The sequence below is a fragment of the Vibrio sp. 10N.286.48.F5 genome, assembly GCF_041469785.1.
In the GTDB taxonomy this organism is placed as follows: Bacteria; Pseudomonadota; Gammaproteobacteria; order Enterobacterales; family Vibrionaceae; genus Vibrio; species Vibrio crassostreae_C.
In genome coordinates, this window is record NZ_JBFRLG010000006.1 from 159575 (window position 1) to 176921 (window position 17347).

Consider the following 17347-nt stretch of genomic DNA (forward strand, 5'->3'; position numbering starts at 1 on the left):
TTTTCAGGAGGTCAGTTTCATTATTCAGATGACATGCTCTGTTTATTAAGAAGACGTTAGACTTGTACAGCTCTATATTTGATAAAGCTCTAGATTTCATAAAGCTCTAACGGAAGCCCGTCAGGATCGGCAAAAAAAGTAAATGCTTTACCTGTAAATTCATCAATTCGGATCTGTTCGACTTCGATTCTTTGTTCTTCCAAATAGCTTTTGATTTGTTGAACGTCATCAACACAAAAAGCTAAGTGTCTTAGCCCTTGAGCTTCAGGAAAGCTAGGTCTTTCCGGTGCGTTAGGGAAGCTGAATAGTTCTATCTGAGCACCATTAGGTAGCGCTAAATCAAGTTTGTACGACTGGCGAGCCTCTCGATAGTTTTCGGCAATGATCTCAAGTTTTAAAATCTCGGTGTAAAAGTGCTTCGATGCGTTGTAGTTTGAACAGATTATGGCTGCGTGGTGTATTCCTTTCAACATCAGTTTATTTCTCCTGCCAACTTGTCACCTAAGTGCTCCATGGCGTAATCAATGAATACACGCAGTCGAGCGGGCATGTACTTGGTTTGAGCAAACTGCATCGCAATCGCACCATGGTAATTACTCTTGATGGTCCAATCTTCCAACACTTGTACTACAGACCCTTCAGCCAACGCATCTTGAATCACGAAGTCATGGAAAATACCGACGCCTAGACCTTCTTTCACACCTTTCAGTCGCATCTGCGAGTGGTTAACTGCGTAACGTCCACTGACGGGTACTGTGTGAAATTCATCATCTTTAAGAAAATCCCAAATGTGATCTTTGTCTGTCTCTGCAAGATACAAACAGTCGTGTTCAGACAGCTCGGTAGGGTGGTGAGGAATCCCCTTGGCATCTAAATAGTCAGGGCTTGCACACAACACGAGGTTTGTTTTTCCTAACTCTTTCAATACTAAGCTTTCGTCGGGCTTATCAGTCAGGCGGAAAGCAATGTCGATGCCTTGACGTAAAATATCGATGTCGCCGTCAGCCGCTCTCAATTTAAGTTGGATTTCTGGATACTGATTTAAGAATGGAACAACGAAAGGCTGCAATACCGAATTCAAGAAGGCTTCAGGCGCCGCTACCGTTATCGAGCCTGCAGGTTCGGTATGGTCGGAGGTAGACAGTTCAACGGCTTGTTGCGCTGCGTTGATCATCACCACACTCTGATCATAAACCAATTGACCCGCTTGCGTAATGATAAGGGTACGAGTGGTACGCTCAAACAGTTTCACCGATAGCGCTTTTTCCAAGCGGGTGATGAGCTTACTCAAGGCTGATGGTGTCACGCCTAACTGTTTTGCTGCAGCCGTAAAACTACCTTCGTTAACCACCAAAATGAACGAGGCGAGATCCGGAAGCAGGGCGATGAGTTTTGGGTTAATCATAAGTATCCAGTTAAGCTAGTTTCAACGATGAACTTAATGGTCATTGTGAGCGATTTACTTTGATTTGTGAATCAATTTCATTAATTGATTGACGTGATTGCTCTGATAGGTTGTTGTGTTTGAAGCTCATCTGTATAGCGGCGTTGCTGCTGCGCATTCTGAGATGAAAAATTGAGATTTGATATGAAAGCGAAATTAGACGGAAATTATAGCTAATTTGGCGTTTAAAAAAGCAGGTGAAGGGCGTTAATGTGCCCTATGTCACTGGGATGAACTATTATTAGTGCCTGTGATTCATTAATGTTTTTCCAACTAAAGGGATAATCGGAACGGGGATGTTCAACTAGAATATAGGCATAAGTTTTACAGTGTAAATGATCGTGTTGAGATCGTTTACATCCCTACATAAAGCGGCGCGCGATGCTGCTAAATTATAACTAGGAAGGAATGAGACAATGTCTTCTGCATTTTACCAACAGATTCAAACTCAAATCGAAGAAGTTAAAGAAGAAGGTCTTTACAAGTCTGAGCGCATTATTACTTCTGCACAAAAAGCAGCGGTTTCTATCTCGACTGGTGAAGAAGTACTAAACTTCTGTGCAAACAACTACTTAGGTCTTGCTAACCACCCAGCTCTTATCGAAGCAGCTAAAGATGGTATGGATCAGCACGGTTTTGGTATGGCTTCAGTACGTTTCATCTGTGGTACTCAAGATTCTCACAAAGAACTAGAGCAAAAGCTTTCTACGTTCCTAGGTAAAGAAGACACTATCCTTTACACATCTTGTTTTGATGCAAACGCTGGTTTGTTCGAAACAATTCTAGGTAAAGAAGACGCAATCATCTCTGACGCACTAAACCACGCATCTATCATCGATGGCGTTCGTCTGTGTAAAGCAATGCGTTTCCGTTACTCGAACAACAACATGGAAGAGCTAGAGCAGCAACTTATCGCTGCTAAAGAAGCTGGCGCTCGTCACACACTAATCGTAACTGACGGTGTGTTCTCAATGGACGGCGTAGTGGCTAACCTTCCTGCTATCTGTGACCTTGCAGACAAGTACGATGCACTAGTAATGGTTGATGACTCTCACGCAGTGGGCTTCATGGGCGAAAACGGAGCGGGTACTCACGAGTTCCACAACGTTGTAGACCGTATCGATATCATCACTGGTACTCTTGGTAAAGCAATGGGTGGCGCTTCAGGCGGTTACACTTCTGGTAAGAAAGAAGTGATCGACTGGCTACGTCAGCGTTCTCGTCCATACCTATTCTCTAACTCTGTTGCTCCTGCAATCGTATCTGCGTCTATCCGCGTTCTAGATCTTCTTGCGGAATCTGGCGACCTACGTACTCAACTATGGGAAAACTCTGCTCACTTCCGTACTCGCATGGAAGAAGCTGGCTTCACTATGGGCGGTGCAGACCACGCAATCATCCCAATCATGCTTGGTGATGCAAAAGTAGCGGCTGAGTTCGCTGAGCGCGCACTAGAGAAAGGCATCTACGTTGTAGGTTTCTCTTTCCCTGTAGTACCAAAAGGTCAAGCTCGTATCCGTACGCAAATGTCTGCTGCACACTCTCGTGAGCAACTAGACCGCGCAATCGATGCGTTCATTCAAGTTGGTAAAGACATGGGTATCATCTAATTTTAAAGGGATGCCACGAGCATCCTTTAATTGGATAGAACAACACCCAGTAGAACATATAGATTTTTGATTCTCGCCTTACAGTTAGGCGAGATGAACTAGGTAACATTATGAAAATTAAAGCACTTTCTAAGCTAAAGCCTGAAGAAGGCATTTGGATGACCGAGGTTGAAAAACCTGAAATGGGTCATAATGATCTTCTTATTCGTATTAAGAAAACCGCAATTTGTGGTACTGACGTACATATCTACAACTGGGATGAGTGGTCACAAAACACAATCCCAGTACCTATGGTAGTAGGTCACGAATACGTGGGTGAAGTTGTTGGCATTGGCCAAGAAGTTCGTGGTTTTGAAATCGGCGACCGTGTATCTGGCGAAGGTCACATCACATGTGGTCACTGTCGTAACTGTCGTGGCGGCCGTACTCACCTTTGTCGTAACACAACAGGTGTTGGTGTTAACCGCACTGGTGCGTTCTCTGAGTTCCTTGTGATTCCTGCGTTCAACGCATTTAAGATCCCTGCAGAAATCTCTGACGATCTAGCTTCAATCTTTGACCCGTTTGGTAACGCAGTACACACAGCACTTTCTTTCGACCTAGTTGGCGAAGACGTGCTAATTACTGGTGCTGGCCCAATCGGTATCATGGCTGCAGCTGTTGCTAAGCACGTTGGTGCTCGTCACGTTGTAATCACTGACGTAAACGAATACCGCCTAGATCTTGCTAAGAAAATGGGTGTGACTCGCGCAGTAAACGTGATGGAAGAGAAGCTTGAAGACGTAATGTCTGATCTTGGCATGACAGAAGGCTTCGATGTAGGCCTAGAAATGTCTGGTAACCCATCTGCGTTCAATAGCATGCTAACTAACATGAACCACGGCGGTAAGATCTCTCTACTAGGTATTCCACCATCAGACATGGCGGTAGACTGGAACCAAGTAATCTTTAAAGGCTTGGTTATCAAAGGTATCTACGGTCGTGAGATGTTCGAAACTTGGTACAAGATGGCTTCATTGATCCAATCTGGCCTAGATCTAACACCAATCATTACTCACCACTACAAAGTGGACGATTTCCAGAAAGGCTTCGACATGATGCGCTCTGGTATGTCTGGTAAAGTAATTCTTGATTGGGAATAAGCTTTAGCTGAGTAACAAGATATTAGAAAGGCGACAGTTTTTACTGTCGCCTTTTTTACATCTCGGAACTCAAGAAAATGGGCGATATGATCAAGGTTCAGTTGCCCATTTTTTACAGCAATGAGTTGTTAACCCAATGCAGCAGCCTGCATGATGAGGCCACAGATGTAAGCGCCGTATGTACCGAGAGCGTAACCCAATACCGCCATTAGGATACCTACTGGTGCCAATGCTGGGTGGAATGCAGCCGCGACGATAGGTGCCGATGCAGCACCGCCTACGTTAGCTTGGCTACCTACAGCCATGAAGAACAATGGTGCACGAATTAGCTTCGCCATTACAATCATCAGAAGGGCATGGATAGTTAACCATGTAATACCAATGAAGAAGTAACCTGGGTTGTCTAAGATAGCTGTCACATCCATTTGCATACCGATAGTTGCAACTAGGATGTAGATGAACGCTGAACCTACTTTAGATGCGCCACTGTGCTCAAGGCTGCGTGTTGATTTGAAGCATGAAGCAATGAGTGCAAACGTAGTCACCATTACGATTAACCAGAAGAATCCAGAAGTCAGGCTGTATTGCGCCAGTTCAGGAGCATTAGTTGAGATCCATGGTGCGATAATGTCGCTAAAGAAGTGTGCTAAGCCCGTAAGGCCAAACGCAATCGCAGTGATCTTCATTAGATCCGTTGTCGTCGTCGGACGCGCGTTTTCTTCTTGGTACTTAGATACGGTTTCTTTTAGGTCTTCGATAGATGAAGTATCGGCTTTTAACCATGCATCAATCTTCTTCTGACGACCTGCCATGATAAGCAATATTGCCATCCAAATATTGGCACAGATAACATCAACCGTAATCATTGCAGAGAAGAGTTGGTCATCAACCTCGAACACTTCTTTCATTGCAGCTTGGTTTGCACCGCCGCCGATCCAAGAACCAGCCACCGTTGTTAGACCACGCCATACATCACCCGATACAAGGCCAGGATTTATTTGGTCGATGATCAAGATAGCCAATGGGCCGCCAATGATAATACCGACAGTACCGGTTAGGAACATGATGACGGCTTTTGAACCTAGTCCAAAGATCTTGCGCAGATCTGCAGAGATGATCAGTAGAACGAGTGCACTCGGAAGTAAGTAACGGCTTGCAACAAAGTACAGCTTTGAGTTTGATGCGTCGATGATGCCGAAGCTGTTTAATAAAGAGGGAACAAAGTAACAAAGCAATAGACCCGGAACGAACGAGTAGAATTTTTTCAGTGCGCTATTTTGGCTACTTTCCGTGATAAAAACACCGCCAAGAATAACAGCTAACATGCCCATTATTACAGCATCATTAGTAATCATTATTATATCTCCTTTAAGGTGAGCGCAGAGGTCTCACTTTTTGAATTGCAGGACTATACCGATAATCGCTATTCGTTACAAATTGTAACAATAGACATGTTTTGAAATGTTTATGTTAATTTTAACGGGTTGAATTTGTGAATGTCGTGCGTTATTTATTTGATTGATGAATGAATCTGTTAGGGGTTTTGCAGCGTATTTAGATATATGCAATGTAACTCAAGCTTTAGAGGGTGGTCGCTATGAATTGGGGCGATGATTGAACGACTTAAATGAGTGCATATATAGCCATGTTTATGGTGTGGTTTATGCGAGGTTGGAATGTTTCAATAATGTAAAAAGTGAATTCACTTTTGCCATGTGGTCAGAAATTAAAAATTTTAGCTAGATCACATAAATCTTTCGGATTACGAGTTCTAGCACCCGCTACTCATGCTCATTTGACGTTTTGTAGGGGTTCAATGAAAGAAAAAGCGGCCTAAATAGCCGCTTTTGATGGTTGCCTAGTATGGTTATCTAGCGCCGTTATTTAGAGTTCTGCTTAGGACTCTTCTTCCTCAAAGCCATCTGCATAGCCTTTCGGTGGCGGTGTCCAACCACGTTCAGATCGAGAGTGCTTGTCTGAACGGTCTTTTTTCATATCTTCTTTCATTGCTTCTTCAAGGTGAATGAAGATTTGTCGGTAGTTGTTGTCGTAGCGCGGGTTCTCTTCCGCTTCAGACCAAGCTTGGTAGAGCTTTTCAGACTTACGGCTTTCAACACGTTGATACGTCGATTTCTGTTGTTCAACGAAGAATGGGTGATGACCCAAAGAACGCAAGGCTTCTGCACCCATTTCAAGAGCAGAATGGTAGGTCTCTGATTCCACGAAGTCTGCACCTGCTTCTCTTAGGCGATAACTATGACCACGGTCGAATGCACGCGCTAAGATTTTCACTTTAGGGTAGTTGTGTTTAACGTATTTGACCAATTCAACACTTGAGTCTTGGTTGTCGATAGCCACAACCAACATTGCGGCTTCTTCGATACCAGCGGTATGTAATAAATCATGACGAGTCGCATCACCAAAGTAAGATTTGATGTTGATTGAACGTAGCAAGTCGACTTGATTAGCTTGATGATCCAAAACCACAGTATTGACATCATTCGATACCAATAAGCGGTTAACAATCTGACCGAATCGGCCAATACCAGCAATGATCACCGTGCCTTTCTCTTCGATGGTATCTTCTTCGCGATCGTTAGACTTTTGCTCGTAACGAGGAAGTATCACTTTATCAAACAGAATGAACAGACCAGGAGTTAAGAACATAGAGAGGGCAACAACCAGTGATAGTGTTTGAACAATATCCGCAGGTAATACATGGTTCTGTGCTGAGAAGCTGAGTAGTACAAAACCAAATTCCCCCGCTTGAGCCAAGCTCAATGTAAATAGCCAGCGGTCGCTGTTTTTGATTCTGAAGATTAAAGCCAGTGTAAACAACACCAAGGCTTTCAGCGCCATCACGCCAAGAGTTAAGCCAATGATGAGTGCGAAATCGTTAAATAGAACGCCAAAGTTGATACCTGCGCCTACCGTGATAAAGAACAATCCAAGCAATAACCCTTTAAACGGGTCGATGTTAGATTCCAGTTCGTGCCTGAACTCACTGTTGGCAAGTACCACACCTGCTAAGAAAGTACCTAGGGCAGGCGACAAACCAACAAGGCTCATTAGCGCGGCAATACCAATCACCAACATCAGTGCAGTTGCAGTGAAGATCTCGCGTAAGCCAGAGCTCGCAACAAAACGAAACAGTGGCCGACTTAGATAATGTCCACCGACGACCACAATCGCAATTGAAGCCGTAATAACAAGTCCGTATGCCCAACTTGGCAAACCTGCAACTAAACTGAGTTCATCATGGTGTGCAGCGGTTTGGGCGGCACTTTCTGCCAAAGCAACCAATTCAGGAAGAGCCAACCAAGGGATGAACGCCAGCATTGGGATAACGGCAATATCTTGGAACAAAAGTACCGAGAAAGCGTTTTTACCGCCTTCCGTTTTAGACAGGCCTTTCTCATTGAACGTTTGTAGAACAATGGCTGTCGATGAAAGCGCAAAGATCAAACCGATAGTTAAAGCAATCGTCCAAGGTTGACCAAAGAACTGTGCAATTCCCATCACGATAGCGGTCGTACCACCAACTTGAAGGCCACCAAGCCCCATCAATCGGTTTCTCATCGCCCATAGCATCTTAGGTTCAAGTTCAAGCCCGACTAAGAACAGCATCATCACTACACCGAACTCGGCAAAGTGCTGGATGGTTGTTGTCTCTTCGCCAACCAATCCAATGATGGGACCAATCACAACGCCAGCGATTAAGTAGCCGAGAACTGATCCAAGTCCAAGTCTTTTGGCAATAGGGACCGCAATCACGGCTGCAATTAAATAGATAAATGCTTGTAGAAAGTATCCCGTCATTATTTAACCTCTGCCATCAATTCTTCCACAATATGGTTCAACTTTTCTGCCTTGTTGGCTCTTTTGATGTTGATATCACCTGCAACCAAGGCCTGTAAAAGCGTTCTGTAGCTATCGACATGTTGTTGAATACGGTTTTCTTCTAAAGCGGTACGAGATCCAAAAAGCGCAAAAGGCGCAAGATAGTTCATCCCACATAAAGACGCGGTTTGTTCAATTGGGTGAAGCAGTTCTCGAATAGTGAAGTGGTTGTAGCCATCACTTTGGTAAGCATCCTTTTTACCGCCAGCAGTGATGCAACACAGTAAGCTCTTACCTTGTAACTCGTTGCCATCGGTTCCATAGGCGAAGCCATACTCTAGAACGAGATCTTGCCACTCTTTGAGAATTGCCGGTGTGGAGTACCAATATAAGGGGAACTGAAAAATGATGATGTCATGGTCCAATAGGCGTTTTTGCTCACGATCGATGCTGATCTTGAACGTTGGATATTCGGCATAGAGGTCGACGCACGTGACACCGTCAACGCGTTTTGCTTGCTCAAATAACGGTTTGTTTGCTTCAGAACGATGTTGAGAAGGGTGTGCGAATAGCACTAAAACTCGATTTTTCGACATATAGCCCTCTTTGTATATAAACGAATAATACCTATTGGGATTATAGATATACAATAATAGAAGAATGCTTGAAGAACAACGAATTAGCTAATAGTGATTGTTTTTTCATTATCTCATTTCGTATAGTTTACCTTGTTTTAAGGCACTGTATTGTTTATACAATTCAATACTTCGAAAGGATATGAGCTTGTAAAACTAAATATTCGTTAATAATAAAAGCTAACATTTTTACTTTATGTCACCTTAACGTTAGAACGAAACCATTCGACAACTTTTCATACAATGATAACGAATAAAGGAAAGAGTATGAGTACAGATCTGCGTCAACAATGTGATTTTTTGCTTTCTGGTCACTTAGAACCAACTCCGGCACAAACATTCGCTCAGATGGCTCACTGGTGTGAAACAAATAATGTTACTCACGATAGCTACGGTGATGGCGAGTTTATTGAGAGTTTTGAAAAGAAAGTGGCAGATCTGCTCGGTTATGAAGCGGCTGTGTTTGTTATTACTGGCACCATGAATCAACCAACAGCATTAGAAATTGCGTGCCAAGAGAAAAGAAACCCACTAGTAGCGATGCATGAATCGAGTCATATTATGCGCCATGAACGCCAAGGGTATCAGCTTCAAAATCGTTTTAGTGTTCTTCCTGTCGGTAACGTATTCCGCACTTGGAATGTCGATGACTTAAAGGCATGGCCTGATGAAATCGCAGCCGCATTATATGAACTGCCGATGCGAGAAATTGGTGGGCAGTTACCCGAATGGGAAGAGCTTGAGGCGATTAAACAGTACTGCAAAGAACAATCGATTCATCTGCATATGGATGGTGCGCGTTTGTGGGAGTGCGGCGCGTATTATCAAAAGCCATACAGCGAGATTGCTAAGGGGTTCGATACGGCTTATGTTTCGCTGTACAAAGGGTTAAACGGTCTTGGGGGGTCACTCTTATTAGGTGACAAGGCTTTCGTAGCAAAAGCGTCGGCATGGATGAAGCGTCAGGGCGGAAATGTTTATCATCGCACGCCTTACGTGGTTTCGGCAGCAATGCAGTTTGATGAGCGATTAGAACTGATGCCTGCTTTATACGAACGCACCAAACAGGTTTATCAAATCCTACAAGATTACCCTCAGTTTACGATTAACCCGCAACAACCGCAGGTCAACATGCTTCACCTCTATTTACCTGTGAGCTATGAAGACGGCATTATTGTGAGAGATAACATAGCGAAGAAACACAAGATTTGGATAGGAAACCCAGCGATCAGTGAGTTGCCAAACCAATGTAAGATTGAATGGTATGTAGGGGATAACCTACTAAATTTGCCTGATCATGAGCTGATAGACATTCTAGATTTTATTAGCGAAGAGCTGATTTGATTAACGAAGAGCTGGCTGAAGAAGAACTGATCTAATTGGAACTGAAATGGATACAGGAAAGGGTTCTTATATCCATTTATATAGCTAGGATGTCCGGCTCTGTTACATATACTGGTTGATGTACACATCAACTAAGAACATGAACACTGGAACAGTGCTGAGAAGTCCGAAGAAGGCGATTGGCACCCAGTTTTTCATTTTCTTTTTAGGTTGCTCAGTGTTATTCATAAATTCGGCCTTAAATTCGTTGTTGAGTCTGTTTAGCTTTTTGGTACTAAAAATCTAAGTGTATGGTATCAAATAAATGGGTTTAGCCCTATGTAGATTTAGAGAACCGTGGTGTATATCAATCACATAAAATGTAAGTGATTCATAAACGGTTCATAAAGGTTCAACAATAATGAACCTATTACAACAATCATTGCCTTACTCGGCATATTAAATAAATAGCATTCAAAGATTTGGAGAATACAGAATGAAAACAATAGGAAACATCATTTGGTTTCTGTTCGGTGGCGTATTTATGGGACTAGCTTGGTGGTTCTTCGGACTGCTCGCATTCCTAACCATCGTTGGTATTCCATGGGGTAGAGCATGTTTTGTTATGGGTAACTTCTCATTCTTCCCATTTGGTCAGGAAGCGATTTCGCGTGATGAGCTAACCAATGAAATGGACATCGGCACGAGCCCGCTAGGTGTGATTGGTAACGTTATTTGGTTCTTATTTGCGGGGATCTGGTTGGCGATTGGTCACATCATGTCAGCAGTAGCGTGTTTCATTACTATTATAGGTATTCCGTTTGCGATTCAGCACCTTAAGCTCGCGGTTATCTCATTGGCGCCAATCGGTAAAACCGTTGTCGACAAGCGTGAAGCAGAAGCGGCACGAGTAAGAAACTACAAGGGTTAAGACTACAGTTTAAGCCTTATATAGAACTGAAAAAGCACATCACATGATGTGCTTTTTTGTGCCTCGTTTTCTATCTAACGATGCCCCAATCTCACAAACACTCACTAGACATTGTTGAACAAGACTTCAAGCCTAAGGGTGATGTTGGCTTCTTCGGTGTGTTTCTCATGAGGTTCTCGTTCCCATTGATAACGAGGGATGAGTTCGTAGAACAGCCACTCTTTCCATACGTTTTGTCGGTAGGTAACCGAAACCTGAGCGTATTCGTAATGATTATGAGGCTCATCCGTTGCATTAATCGTGGCGCTATATTGAAGTGCTTGGTCTTGGGCAAGGTAGTGATACAAGGTTAGCCCTGTACCATAGTTCCAACCTTTAAGGTCGTCGTTATATCCTGCAAAGCTTGACCATCGAGCCAAGAAATCATCACTTAAAGAAAGATCAAAGTCGATGTCGGTGATCTCACCAGTCTCTTGTTTTTCTTGATATACACGTTGGGTCAGCCTGAATACTGCATCTGTGGTGAGCGGGTAGGTAAAACGATAGCGAGCCTCTATTCTTGGGCGTAATGTCGCTTTGATATTGAAACTACTGTAACCCTTGGCATAGGCGTCATAACGAAGGCCAAGTGCATTCTCTAACTCTTCAGAATCTTGTGGGAAGAAGTCTAAGAATTCTTCATCGCCAACAGACTCGTAGATTAGCTTAAGCCTTTTGCTGACAAAGGGTAAATGCAGGCGTGCGTTGAGCTTGGTGGAATAATCCACGTCACCGCCCTCAGAATAGATGAAATCATTATACCAACGTACAGAGGTTCCGGCTCTGGCGTCCTCGGTAATACGGTCATCCACAAAGAAGTTATCGAACCATATTGCGGGCTGACAAAACTTGCTGTTTAGGTAGTGGTAAGCTTTTTCGACGCGCGTGTCTTCTAACGGTTGGCTGTGACACTCATCCTGTTCCTCCGCGAAGGCAGAGTGGGAAACGAGCGATGCTAATAATGAGGAGTTAACTATCCAACGACTCAATGGAACCTGTTTGTCATTCTATGTATCAATAGTTTGACTATAACTAAGCAGTTATGACAATGCGACTTTTAAAGAGATTTATCTTAATCAGTGGCTATTCAAAACAGAGACTTGAATAACATATGGCAGGTAAAGAAAACGGGCTCAGTAGGTGAGCCCGTTTGTCGATAAGTTTATAAGTGACTTAATGGCAGATTACATTGCCGCTTCGAAAATCGCAGAGATTTCTTCGTGGGTCGCTTGTTTAGGATTAGTAAAACCACATGCGTCTTTCAGTGCGTTGTCAGACAGCGTAGGGATATCTTCTAGCTTCGCACCAAGTTGCGCGATACCTGTTGGGATGTTCACGTCATTTGCTAGTTGAACAATTGCTTCGATCGCAGCTTCTGCACCTTGCTCTGGTGACATACCTTCAACGTTAACGCCCATTGCTTTTGCAACATCACGTAGACGCTCAGGACAAACTTGCGCGTTGTAGCGTTGAACGTGTGGTAGCAAGATAGCATTACACACACCGTGTGGAAGATCGTAGAAGCCGCCTAGCTGATGCGCCATCGCATGAACATAACCTAGTGACGCGTTGTTGAACGCCATACCCGCCATGAACTGTGCGTAAGCCATTTGTTCACGTGCTTCAATGTCTTCGCCGTGCGCTACTGCCGTTCTTAGGTGAGCTTGTACAAGTTCAATGGCTTTAATCGCTACAGCGTCTGTAATTGGTGTCGCTGCGATAGAAACGTAAGCTTCGATTGCGTGTGTTAGCGCATCCATACCTGTTGCAGCAGTCAGTGATGCAGGCTTAGCAAGCATTAGTTCAGGATCGTTTACTGAAATAAGCGGTGTTGTGTGCTTATCAACGATAGCCATCTTAATGTGGCGCTCTTCATCAGTGATGATGCAGAAACGTGTCATTTCTGAAGCGGTGCCCGCAGTCGTGTTGATAGCGATAAGAGGCATCATCGGTTTTTCAGATTGATCGACACCTTCGTAATCTGCAATCTTGCCGCCGTTAGAAGCAACCAGAGCGATACCTTTTGCACAGTCGTGTGGAGAACCGCCACCTAGAGAAACAACAAAATCACAATCGTTGTCAGTCAGCAATTCTAGACCATCGTTCACGTTAGTGATGGTTGGGTTTGGTTGAGTGCCGTCGAATACAACTGCGTCTACGCCACGCTGGCTAAGAAGGTCTTGTACCTGCTTAACTACACCAATTTGATTCAAGATCTTATCAGTTACGATCAGACCTTTTTTAAAGCCTTGAGACTGAATACTATCAGCAGCATCCTTCAGACAGCCAGTACCCATGAAGTTGATTGTAGGGATGTAAAATGCAGTAGACATTGGAAAACTCCGTTAATTATGATTTTTAATTTCCTACATGTTGTCGGCATTCAAGTGGTCGACCATTGATCTGGAACAACTTTGAATTCGAACTACCACTTTGTGGCTAGTCGTTGTGATAGGGCTCATATAGCAATCGTTTTCATGGTTTTTGGCTGTGTTGATTGTCAGTAATAGATCGCGATAAATCGACTAAATTAGAGACAGTATGGAGCTCTATAACAATGAAAAATAAGGTTTTTCATTGAAAACTCTTCTAGTTAGGCTGGTGTCGACGTTTTATCTGAGTCATCGCTGCATTCAATTTCAGGTTCTTGTGACTCTTCAGAATCAAGCGTGTCTTCTGACTCCTCGTCATAGTATTTGACAAGAAAAGGGGTAAGCATGACAGACGATGGTAAAAAGTGCTTCATAGTACCTCCCGGTACCTAAGTGTATTTATTGTATGGTATTGGTTTAATATGTGGCAAAATTTGCGATACATCATGACTTGCGGCTTGTTTTCTATAAATTATTAGATTTATATACAGGCTCACAGATTTACGAGTAAAGTGATTGCCAGCCTACAAGGCGAAGAGAAAAATTAAGCAAAACTACGATAAAAACAAACACAGCACTGCTCAACAACGCGAATAACAGGACAGAAAATGAAGTACGATTGGATATTCTTTGATGCGGATGAAACCTTGTTCCACTTTGATGCTTTTCAAGGAATGAAGCTGATGTTCTCCCGTTTTGGTGTGGACTTTAGTGAACAGGATTATTCGGTTTACCAAGAGGTTAATTTACCACTATGGGTAGACTATCAAGATGGTCGCATTACGGCTGATCAACTGAAACACACGCGCTTCGAAAGCTGGGCTGAGAAATTAGAGACAACAACCGCTGCTTTAAACAGTGCATTCTTAACAGCGATGGCGGATATCTGCTCTTTATTACCGGGTGCACAAGAGTTGATGGAGTCTTTAAAAGGCAAAGTGAACATGGGCATCATCACTAACGGTTTTACAGAGCTGCAGTCAATTCGTTTAGAGCGTACAGGAATGACGGATTACTTTGAGCACGTGATAATTTCTGAAGAGGTTGGGGTAGCCAAACCGGATGCACAAATTTTTGAATATGCCCATAAGCTGATCGGGTTACCATCTAAGCAACGAGTATTGATGGTCGGAGATAACCCACATTCCGATATTCTAGGCGGATTAGATTTTGGTATTGAAACCTGTTGGTTAAATAGTCAAGAAAAGGCAACGCCAGCCGGAATTAACCCTCATTATCAGGTTAAGTCTCTGGCTGACCTGCAAGCTCTTTTACTAGCATAATTGCTAATTGCTAATTGCTAATTGCTTTTAGATTTTTGAGTGAATGATTGATAGCCGAGTACAGTTATGTGCTCGGCTACTTATTTTTACTTACTGCAACTTATCGATAGTGGCGTTTAAGCCTACCTTTGCTTTAAGCTCGCTTTGATTACCCCATTACAATAAAAATAAGGAAGAGGCGTGCTGAAATCTCATCGCCATAGCTGCTACGGCATTGCTGCCATTTTACTTTGGAGCTGCTTAATCGCGCTGTCTCGTAGCGTATCAGAACAACTGGGCCCAATTGGTGGCGCCGCCAGTCTTTATACAGTGAGCTCACTGTTGTTGGTCTGTGTTATGGGGTTACCTAAGCTGTCGCGGTTTTCTAAGTCATACCTGTTGATTGGTGGTGCTCTGTTCGTTTGTTATGAGATCTTCTTAGCTCTGGCTTTAGGGATGGCAAACAACCGACATCAAGCCTTGGAAATGGCCGTTATCAACTACTTATGGCCTGCATTGACGGTGTTGTTCGCGGTATTGCTCAGCGATAAAAAGATTAACTGGTTGGTTTACCCAAGTATTTTCTTAGCCTTCTTTGGTGTGGCTTGGAGTATCAGTGGCGATCAGGGGCTTTCTGTTGATCAAATCGCTGCCAATATTGCCACCAACCCTAAAACCTATTCAATGGCGTTTTTCGGCGCGATTATTTGGGCGGTCTACTGTAATTACACTCAGAAAGTGGCGAAAGGACAGAATGCGATCGTGCTGTTCTTTATCGCGACTGCAATCACCTTGTGGATCAAATACGCATTGAGTAACGAAACCGGCATGGTGATGACAACCAGTGCTGCAATTGACTTAGTGTTAGCCGGTGTGTGTATGGGCGCAGGTTACGCACTTTGGAATACCGCGATACTTGGCGGCAATATGGTCTTCCTAGCGACCATGTCTTATTTCACGCCTATTTTTGCGACCTTACTGTCTTCTATGATTTTGGGTTTGTCACTGAGCATGACGTTTTGGCAAGGCGTTTGTATGGTGACGATTGGCTCTTTAGCTTGCTGGTGGGTAACCAGAGACAAAAAGCCGACGGTTACGGCGTCGGCTTCTAAAAAGGTTCAATCAGAGTCTTAGTTAACCAGAGGTTGATGGGTTAATTCTTGTTTTTTTTTTAACTCTCGATTCTTAACTCGCGATATTGAGATTCAATTGGAGCTCATAAGGCATCTTCGATAAGCGTCGCTTAAGTTGGCGGCGCGTACGTTCAATATCATCAACCGCAATTGCATCTTGGTCATTGGTATGAATATCAACGTTGATTCTTAGCTCAGGACCAACCTTAGTCACGCCCATTAGCTCTAAATCTTGATCCGCTTCTTTGTCTACCGCGACAACGTTCTTATCTACCGCATCACAAATATCTTTGTTTGCCGACATCATAAGCAGTTCGCGCATCGCCTCACGTAACATGTCGAAAGGCACTTTGATGAAGTAGAAAGACATTAGCAACATCATCATTGGGTCGGCATACACTGCGTATTCTGCAAGCGGAGAAAAAGTAATTAACCAAGCCGCTACGAAACCCGCGGTTACCGCTACACTCAGTAGCGTATCCATTTGCCACTGTTTAGACTCAGCCTGAATCAGACCTGAAGAAATACGTTTACTCTTATTCGCGATGTACCACCAAGCGTAACCACAACCCAGTACGTTGAAAATACCAAACAGAGTTGCGATAGAAGCATCAACTTCACGGCCACCCGTCATTAGGGCACCAATCGCAGAGTAAAGTGAATAACCAACCACAAGAAGAATCACAACGGCTTTAATCGCAATCACAATCGGCTCGATGATAGCTCGACCAAACGGGAACTCAGTGTCCGAAGGGCGATTGATGTATTTCGAGGCAGCTAGTGACAATAAAGTTAACAGTAAGCTGATAAGAGAATAGACACCGTCAAATACTATGACCAGAGAGCCAACGAGAAGACCCAACACCAATCCGCCAATTGCGAAGCCTGATGCTAAAAGGGCTGAGAACAATAGTACTCGATTTTCGTTTTGGCTTTTCCTGTCACACATAATATTTTCCAGATGTTTTTGATAACTTCATTGTTCTAATAATGAGCTAACTTTACAAACTTTATCTGATGATGTTTATATGTCTTATTTAATTCGAACATATAAATCAATAAAATTCAGTAACTTAAGATCAGGGTGTGGTGTCAATAAAGTTGACGTTGAGTGTTTTTTGGTGATGGTGTGCAACTGAAATAGGATCGTTTATGATTAATAAAACACATTAGTCGCTAAGGTCTTATTGGTCTTCTAGATTTGACTGCGACTGCGATGGACAAGGAGTGAATCAATATGAAGTTTGACGATATCAGTGATAATGAGTTGTGGGCGATTGCTAACCCGATTATGGATAATCTGATGGATGGTTCAACTAAGGTTGATCATGAACAGCACTGTCGAGATTTTACTCAAAGGATGAAAGACATTGTTACGCCAGAATATTTAGAAAAGGTGTGTCACCATTATCAGCACAGTAATGGCTTTTTTGCTGAGCGTGAGCAAGTTGCTTTATTTAGACGTTCAGACTCCATCGCCTTTGTGTGGAAACAAGCTTACACCATCGCCAAAGGTGAGTTTGTCGCTGAAATGGTATTGGTTGAAGAAGACGGACGCTATTTAGTGGATCACGTGATGGTTTTCTAGAGCAAGACTTAAGTATGGAGTAAAAGTC

General features: G+C 43.4%; 17 protein-coding genes. 7 read left to right on the forward strand and 10 right to left on the reverse strand.

The genetic code is table 11. The annotated features are described in order from the left end of the window. Positions 1-89 precede the first annotated feature (89 nt). Positions 90-473 carry a VOC family protein gene (locus AB4185_RS06670; protein WP_102393573.1) on the reverse strand — a complete coding sequence of 128 codons (384 nt, stop codon included), beginning with the start codon at positions 471-473 and terminating at the stop codon, positions 90-92. After that, positions 473-1405 (reverse strand): LysR family transcriptional regulator, encoded by a 933-nt coding sequence (locus tag AB4185_RS06675; RefSeq protein ID WP_017059538.1) that lies wholly within the window; start codon positions 1403-1405, stop codon positions 473-475. The genes AB4185_RS06670 and AB4185_RS06675 overlap by 1 nt, the downstream gene beginning before the upstream one ends. A 455-nt stretch (positions 1406-1860) precedes the next feature. Here AB4185_RS06675 and AB4185_RS06680 point away from each other — a divergent pair, with 455 nt between their 5' ends. Both AB4185_RS06680 and tdh read left to right on the forward strand, forming a co-directional pair. Beyond that, complete coding sequence (locus tag AB4185_RS06680) at positions 1861-3054, forward strand: glycine C-acetyltransferase (protein ID WP_017064793.1); 1194 nt, start codon at positions 1861-1863, stop codon at positions 3052-3054. A gap of 110 nt (positions 3055-3164) precedes the next feature. Then, the gene (gene tdh, locus AB4185_RS06685) at positions 3165-4196 is read left to right on the forward strand and encodes an L-threonine 3-dehydrogenase (protein ID WP_017059546.1); all 1032 of its coding nucleotides are present in this window, start codon (positions 3165-3167) and stop codon (positions 4194-4196) included. 128 nt (positions 4197-4324) lie between these two features. On the opposite strand, the gene AB4185_RS06690 is transcribed toward tdh, so the two are convergent. The 3 genes from AB4185_RS06690 to AB4185_RS06700 form a co-directional block, all read right to left on the reverse strand. Further along, positions 4325-5551, reverse strand: coding sequence for a DUF819 domain-containing protein (locus AB4185_RS06690; RefSeq protein WP_017067619.1), 1227 nt, complete (start codon positions 5549-5551; stop codon positions 4325-4327). 541 nt (positions 5552-6092) lie between these two features. After that, the gene (locus AB4185_RS06695) at positions 6093-8015 is read right to left on the reverse strand and encodes a monovalent cation:proton antiporter-2 (CPA2) family protein (RefSeq protein WP_372100263.1); all 1923 of its coding nucleotides are present in this window, start codon (positions 8013-8015) and stop codon (positions 6093-6095) included. Then, positions 8015-8632: an NAD(P)H-dependent oxidoreductase gene (locus AB4185_RS06700; RefSeq protein WP_010428887.1), complete on the reverse strand. Its 618-nt coding sequence runs from the start codon at positions 8630-8632 to the stop codon at positions 8015-8017. Before AB4185_RS06700 ends, AB4185_RS06695 begins: the two co-directional genes overlap by 1 nt. A gap of 306 nt (positions 8633-8938) precedes the next feature. Between AB4185_RS06700 and AB4185_RS06705 the strand changes: the two genes are divergently transcribed. Then, a complete protein-coding gene (locus tag AB4185_RS06705) occupies positions 8939-10015 on the forward strand; it encodes a low specificity L-threonine aldolase (RefSeq protein WP_372135184.1) in 1077 nt (358 codons plus the stop codon). A 102-nt stretch (positions 10016-10117) separates the two neighbouring features. Here AB4185_RS06705 and AB4185_RS06710 read toward each other — a convergent pair whose 3' ends face one another. Further along, positions 10118-10243, reverse strand: a complete 126-nt coding sequence (locus AB4185_RS06710; protein WP_372100265.1) for a hypothetical protein — start codon at positions 10241-10243, stop codon at positions 10118-10120. Positions 10244-10490: 247 nt separating this feature from the next. On the opposite strand from AB4185_RS06710, the gene AB4185_RS06715 reads away from it, so the two are divergent. After that, a complete protein-coding gene (locus tag AB4185_RS06715; RefSeq protein ID WP_004730224.1) occupies positions 10491-10925 on the forward strand; it encodes a YccF domain-containing protein in 435 nt (144 codons plus the stop codon). Positions 10926-11029: 104 nt separating this feature from the next. Here AB4185_RS06715 and AB4185_RS06720 read toward each other — a convergent pair whose 3' ends face one another. The 3 genes from AB4185_RS06720 to AB4185_RS06730 all read right to left on the reverse strand — a co-directional run bounded on the left by AB4185_RS06720 (position 11030) and on the right by AB4185_RS06730 (position 13710). Next, a complete protein-coding gene (locus AB4185_RS06720) occupies positions 11030-11953 on the reverse strand; it encodes a hypothetical protein (protein ID WP_029235256.1) in 924 nt (307 codons plus the stop codon). Positions 11954-12148: 195 nt separating this feature from the next. Then, positions 12149-13297 (reverse strand): L-threonine dehydrogenase, encoded by a 1149-nt coding sequence (gene yiaY, locus AB4185_RS06725; RefSeq protein ID WP_017069430.1) that lies wholly within the window; start codon positions 13295-13297, stop codon positions 12149-12151. A 260-nt stretch (positions 13298-13557) separates the two neighbouring features. Further along, positions 13558-13710 carry a hypothetical protein gene (locus AB4185_RS06730; RefSeq protein WP_017060903.1) on the reverse strand — a complete coding sequence of 51 codons (153 nt, stop codon included), beginning with the start codon at positions 13708-13710 and terminating at the stop codon, positions 13558-13560. 234 nt (positions 13711-13944) lie between these two features. Between AB4185_RS06730 and yjjG the strand changes: the two genes are divergently transcribed. Further along, a complete protein-coding gene (gene yjjG / locus AB4185_RS06735) occupies positions 13945-14619 on the forward strand; it encodes a pyrimidine 5'-nucleotidase (RefSeq protein ID WP_372107258.1) in 675 nt (224 codons plus the stop codon). Between the two features lie 180 nt (positions 14620-14799). Next, a complete protein-coding gene (gene yddG / locus AB4185_RS06740; RefSeq protein WP_017060901.1) occupies positions 14800-15732 on the forward strand; it encodes an aromatic amino acid DMT transporter YddG in 933 nt (310 codons plus the stop codon). A gap of 51 nt (positions 15733-15783) precedes the next feature. Here the strand turns inward: yddG and AB4185_RS06745 are convergent, their stop codons facing one another. Beyond that, positions 15784-16680 (reverse strand): cation diffusion facilitator family transporter, encoded by an 897-nt coding sequence (locus tag AB4185_RS06745; RefSeq protein ID WP_102428335.1) that lies wholly within the window; start codon positions 16678-16680, stop codon positions 15784-15786. Between the two features lie 288 nt (positions 16681-16968). On the opposite strand from AB4185_RS06745, the gene AB4185_RS06750 reads away from it, so the two are divergent. Next, entirely contained in the window at positions 16969-17319 is a 351-nt protein-coding gene (locus tag AB4185_RS06750; RefSeq protein ID WP_017060899.1) for a hypothetical protein, read from the forward strand. Positions 17320-17347 lie beyond the last annotated feature (28 nt).

Coding starts and splice junctions, on each gene's coding strand:
- AB4185_RS06670 (WP_102393573.1), bottom strand. CDS start 473: ATGTTGAAAGGAATACACCACGCAGCCATAATCTGTTCAAACTACAAC.
- AB4185_RS06675 (WP_017059538.1), bottom strand. CDS start 1,405: ATGATTAACCCAAAACTCATCGCCCTGCTTCCGGATCTCGCCTCGTTC.
- AB4185_RS06680 (WP_017064793.1), top strand. CDS start 1,861: ATGTCTTCTGCATTTTACCAACAGATTCAAACTCAAATCGAAGAAGTT.
- tdh (WP_017059546.1), top strand. CDS start 3,165: ATGAAAATTAAAGCACTTTCTAAGCTAAAGCCTGAAGAAGGCATTTGG.
- AB4185_RS06690 (WP_017067619.1), bottom strand. CDS start 5,551: ATGATTACTAATGATGCTGTAATAATGGGCATGTTAGCTGTTATTCTT.
- AB4185_RS06695 (WP_372100263.1), bottom strand. CDS start 8,015: ATGACGGGATACTTTCTACAAGCATTTATCTATTTAATTGCAGCCGTG.
- AB4185_RS06700 (WP_010428887.1), bottom strand. CDS start 8,632: ATGTCGAAAAATCGAGTTTTAGTGCTATTCGCACACCCTTCTCAACAT.
- AB4185_RS06705 (WP_372135184.1), top strand. CDS start 8,939: ATGAGTACAGATCTGCGTCAACAATGTGATTTTTTGCTTTCTGGTCAC.
- AB4185_RS06710 (WP_372100265.1), bottom strand. CDS start 10,243: ATGAATAACACTGAGCAACCTAAAAAGAAAATGAAAAACTGGGTGCCA.
- AB4185_RS06715 (WP_004730224.1), top strand. CDS start 10,491: ATGAAAACAATAGGAAACATCATTTGGTTTCTGTTCGGTGGCGTATTT.
- yiaY (WP_017069430.1), bottom strand. CDS start 13,297: ATGTCTACTGCATTTTACATCCCTACAATCAACTTCATGGGTACTGGC.
- AB4185_RS06730 (WP_017060903.1), bottom strand. CDS start 13,710: ATGAAGCACTTTTTACCATCGTCTGTCATGCTTACCCCTTTTCTTGTC.
- yjjG (WP_372107258.1), top strand. CDS start 13,945: ATGAAGTACGATTGGATATTCTTTGATGCGGATGAAACCTTGTTCCAC.
- AB4185_RS06745 (WP_102428335.1), bottom strand. CDS start 16,680: ATGTGTGACAGGAAAAGCCAAAACGAAAATCGAGTACTATTGTTCTCA.
- AB4185_RS06750 (WP_017060899.1), top strand. CDS start 16,969: ATGAAGTTTGACGATATCAGTGATAATGAGTTGTGGGCGATTGCTAAC.